Source organism: Nitratireductor aestuarii (genome assembly GCF_014641695.1).
Lineage (GTDB): Bacteria > Pseudomonadota > Alphaproteobacteria > Rhizobiales > Rhizobiaceae > Chelativorans > Chelativorans aestuarii.
In genome coordinates this window covers 1-3,857 of sequence record NZ_BMIF01000037.1, presented here as the reverse complement: position 1 = coordinate 3,857, position 3,857 = coordinate 1, and the positions used below count along the sequence as shown (strand labels likewise).

The following is a 3,857-nucleotide window of genomic DNA, read 5'->3' as shown; positions in this document are numbered from 1 at the left end:
TTATTGCGGGGTGGCTGCACCCGTTCCCATTCCGAACACGGCCGTGAAACGCCCCTGCGCCAATGGTACTTTGTCTTAAGACACGGGAGAGTAGGTCGCTGCCAGGTCTGCCAAACGCATGTTCTTCGAAACATTCTCTCTTCACAGCTCAAACTCGAAGGCCGCTCACCGCGGCCTATCGTTGTTGGAGCAGAAATTACGCAAAGACCGGGCTGAAGCCCAGTCGCTGCCAAAGTTGACGCAGGGTGGAGCAGCACCCCGACCGCCCGCAGGCCGATAGGCCGAGGACGGCGAGACAAAAAAGACCGGGCTGCATAGGCTCGGTTACTGCAAAAGTTGACGCGGGGTGGAGCAGCCCGGTAGCTCGTCAGGCTCATAACCTGAAGGTCGCAGGTTCAAATCCTGCCCCCGCAACCAAATCAAAGCCTGTACAGCCCGGAGACATAGGTAACAGATTGTACCTAAGACATGGGTGACAACCTCGTGCCGAACGGGTTGTCGATTGTCTGCAAGGTTCTCTGTTCCAGATCGATGTATCCCAGATCATACCGCATGAAGCTTAGGAGCCAAATGCCGTCATCGACCTCCTTGATTCCCAGCCTTTGACCGGCCAGCACGGTCGAAATATTGATCTTCTTTCTTGCCATGCAGATACGCCCGCAGGCGGTGACCAGAATGTCCCTGTCGTGGAAGGGATATTCGAGTTCGGGCAGTCCGTCATAGGGCTTCGAAGACGGTGCGAAGACATCCGCCGGGGTCTGCATGCCGAGGGCTTCGTGCGGGCGTTCCTCATTGAATTCGTGGACAAATCGGTCAAAGCGATCCTGCTGCTGAAGCACGTTCATGCCCGGCGGACGTGCCGTTTCCTGCTTCAGGGTGCGGTGCATGCGTTCATGGCGGCCGTTCTGTTGCGGATGGCCCGGCTGAATGCGCTCGAGGGTGATGCCGAGCCTGAGCCAGAAGACCGAGAGCTTCGACAGTGAACTGCCCCCCGTTTCGACCGGACAGTCGGCATAAGCAGAAAGGCTCAAGCACAGACTTGAGGACAGGCTTATGTCTAACGAGTATCGACATGTTGAATTGCTGACGGGTGATGTTCGCCGTAGGCGGTGGACAACCGAGCAGAAGCTGACAATCATCGAGCAGAGTTTCGAACCAGGCGAGACGGTATCTTCCACCGCTCGCCGCCATGGCGTTGCGCCCAATCTGCTCTACCGGTGGCGCAGGCTCTTGAGCGAGGGAGGTGCTGCAGCCGTGGATTCTGACGAGCCCGTTGTCGGCAATTCGGAAGTGAAAAAGCTGGAAGACCGTGTCCGCGAGTTGGAGCGCATGCTCGGCCGCAAGACGATGGAGGTCGAGATACTCCGCGAGGCCCTTTCCAAAGCGGACTCAAAAAACGTATGGCCCGCCCCGTTAGCAAGAGGATTTTACGGTGTTCTGATCAGTCTGCGTCAACGTATGCGGTCTTGTGAGCATGCTCACAGCCAAGATGGACATCCGCACGTCTAGAGCCCCATAAACGGTTCGGCAGTGAATGCCATTTTTTTGATCGGGCTTTCTAAACGCCGTTCGACTGTCAGGCCATCTTCACGATCCTTCCTGCAAACCTCGTTGGGCTACGTTTTTCCTAGTGCGTAGCCGATCTAATTACCCAGCTACCGGGTAACCGCGGTCAAAGCCTGCTTCCTTGCGCAAGGTGGCCCACGCTATCCGCGCCAGCTTGTTAGCCAGAGCCACGACCACAGCGTTACGGTGTACGCCTCGCTCGATCATGGCATTCAACCATCGACCGAGCGGCGTGTCAGTCGTTGAAAGCGACGGTAACGCTGCGCGAGCACCATGAATAAGTAGGGTGCGTAAATAGGTATTCCCCCGTTTTGATATCCCGAGCAGTCGGGCTTTACCGCCGGTACTGTATTGTCTGGGTACCAGTCCGAGCCAAGCACCAAGATCGCGGGCTTTGGCGAAGCTACTCGCATCGCCTACCGCAGCCACCAGGGCCGTCGCATTGAGTACGCCTATACCGGGAATCGACGTCAGTCGGCGCATGGCGGCATTATTGCGCGCCAATTGGATAAACTCAGTATTTAGGGCACCAATCTTCGCGTCGAGTAGCTTCCATTCGGCGCGCAATTCGCCAACCAATTGATGCACACGCGGTGACAGTCTCTCGATACCCTCGGCAAGCATACCATCCACGCCCAACTCGAGTTTTCGCCGCCCAACCGGAAAGATCACCCCGCGTTCCAGCAGGATTGCGCGAAGCTGATTGATGAGGTTCGTCCGTTCGGCCACAAGGCGAGAACGCACCCGATGCAGCGTTTGAAGGTCCAGTTGCTCCTGGCTCTTAAGATCGACAAAACGCATGGTCGGACGAGATGCAGCTTCGGCAATACCCTCAGCGTCCCGGTCGTCATTTTTCTGGGCCTTTATATATGGGCGAACGTATTCCGGCGACATCAGCCGAACCTCATGACCTTGTGCCGCAAACAGCCGGCCCAGATGATGGGCACCGCAGCATGCTTCCATTGCAACCACGCAGACTGGAAGCTTCGCCACGTAATCAATCAGCGTTTGGCGGCGCATCGCCCGACGAGTGACAACTCTACCGGTCGCGTCGACACCAACTACGCTGCAAGAGTTCTTGCCCAGATCAATTCCAAGGATCACTATAGTCATTGGCCCGTTCCTTTCTTTCTCACACACGACAGCATCATAATAGACGCTGGGGAAAGGGGCGGGCCATTCCCTAAACGGATATCGCGGCCAATCTTGTTGCCGAAGGACGGTTCCCGATGAAGACTGTCGCAGACACGCTAGGCGTCTCCCGTTCCAACCTCGTCGAGCGCTTGAAAGGCAGATCGAAGCCGCGCGGGCCCTATCACAAGGCCGATGATGCAGAACTCCTGCCCACCATTCGAAGGCTGGTGGATCAAAGGCCAACCTACGGCTATCGGCGGATCGCCGCGCTCCTCAACCGCGAAAGGCGAGCCGCCGATAAGCCTGTCGTCAACGCCAAACGGGTTCATCGCATCATGGGCAACCACGCCATGCTGCTGGAGAAGCATACGGCCGTTCGCAAGGGCCGCATCCATGACGGCAAGGTCATGGTCATGCGCTCGAACCTGCGCTGGTGCTCCGACGGGCTGGAGTTCACCTGCTGGAATGGCGAGGTCATTCGTCTCGCCTTCATCATCGATGCCTTCGACCGCGAGATCATTGCCTGGGGGGCGGTCGCCAACGCAGGCATCTCTGGCTCAGACGTGCGCGACATGATGCTGGAGGCGGTCGAGAAACGGTTCGCAGCAACCCGAGCCCCGCACGCAATCGAGCATCTCTCGGACAATGGCTCAGCTTACACCGCGAGGGATACGAGGCTGTTTGCACAGGCGCTCAATCTGACGCCTTGCTTCACGCCGGTGGCCAGTCCGCAGTCAAACGGCATGTCGGAAGCCTTCGTCAAAACCCTGAAGCGGGACTATATCCGCATATCTGCGCTACCGGACGCCGAAACAGCGCTCCGGCTCATCGACGGATGGATCGAGGATTACAACGAAATCCATCCCCATTCCGCGCTCAAGATGGCTTCCCCACGGCAGTTCATCAGAGCTAAATCAAACTAGCCGACATGTCCGGTGAAACGGGGGGCACTCCAGACAGGTTGTAGAGTCCGTTCGGACTGGCAAAGGGCAGGCCGTTGTCGCTGCGGATCGCCGCCGGAAGGCCGCGTTCCCTGAAGAGCTGGACAAAGGCCTCGATGACCGGCTGCTCGCGGGTCGATTCAAGGGCTTCACAGCACAGGATCATGCGCGAGGCCTGATCGGTGACGGTCAAAGGGTAACAGTAGCGTCCGTCAC

The 3,857-nt window shown here is 57.8% G+C and carries 1 protein-coding gene, 1 tRNA gene, 1 rRNA gene and 4 pseudogenes; 4 read left to right on the top strand and 3 right to left on the bottom strand.

The window, feature by feature from the left end:
* Positions 1 to 107 (top strand): 5S ribosomal RNA (gene rrf, locus IEX27_RS20935); the annotation flags it as partial.
* A 233-nt stretch (positions 108 to 340) separates the two neighbouring features.
* Positions 341 to 417: transfer RNA gene (locus IEX27_RS20930), tRNA-Met, on the top strand.
* 44 nt (positions 418 to 461) lie between these two features.
* On the opposite strand, the pseudogene IEX27_RS20925 reads toward IEX27_RS20930, so the two are convergent.
* A pseudogene (locus IEX27_RS20925) lies at positions 462 to 983 on the bottom strand (integrase core domain-containing protein); the annotation flags it as partial.
* 70 nt (positions 984 to 1,053) lie between these two features.
* On the opposite strand from IEX27_RS20925, the pseudogene IEX27_RS20920 reads away from it, so the two are divergent.
* Positions 1,054 to 1,395 (top strand): annotated as a pseudogene (locus IEX27_RS20920) (transposase); the annotation flags it as partial.
* Positions 1,396 to 1,647: 252 nt separating this feature from the next.
* Here IEX27_RS20920 and IEX27_RS20915 read toward each other — a convergent pair.
* Positions 1,648 to 2,679: an IS110 family RNA-guided transposase gene (locus IEX27_RS20915; RefSeq protein WP_188723007.1), complete on the bottom strand. Its 1,032-nt coding sequence runs from the start codon at positions 2,677 to 2,679 to the stop codon at positions 1,648 to 1,650.
* Positions 2,680 to 2,753: 74 nt separating this feature from the next.
* Here IEX27_RS20915 and IEX27_RS20910 point away from each other — a divergent pair.
* A pseudogene (locus IEX27_RS20910) lies at positions 2,754 to 3,623 on the top strand (IS3 family transposase); the annotation flags it as partial.
* Positions 3,624 to 3,654: 31 nt separating this feature from the next.
* Here IEX27_RS20910 and IEX27_RS20905 read toward each other — a convergent pair.
* Positions 3,655 to 3,857, bottom strand: a pseudogene (locus IEX27_RS20905) (DDE-type integrase/transposase/recombinase); the annotation flags it as partial.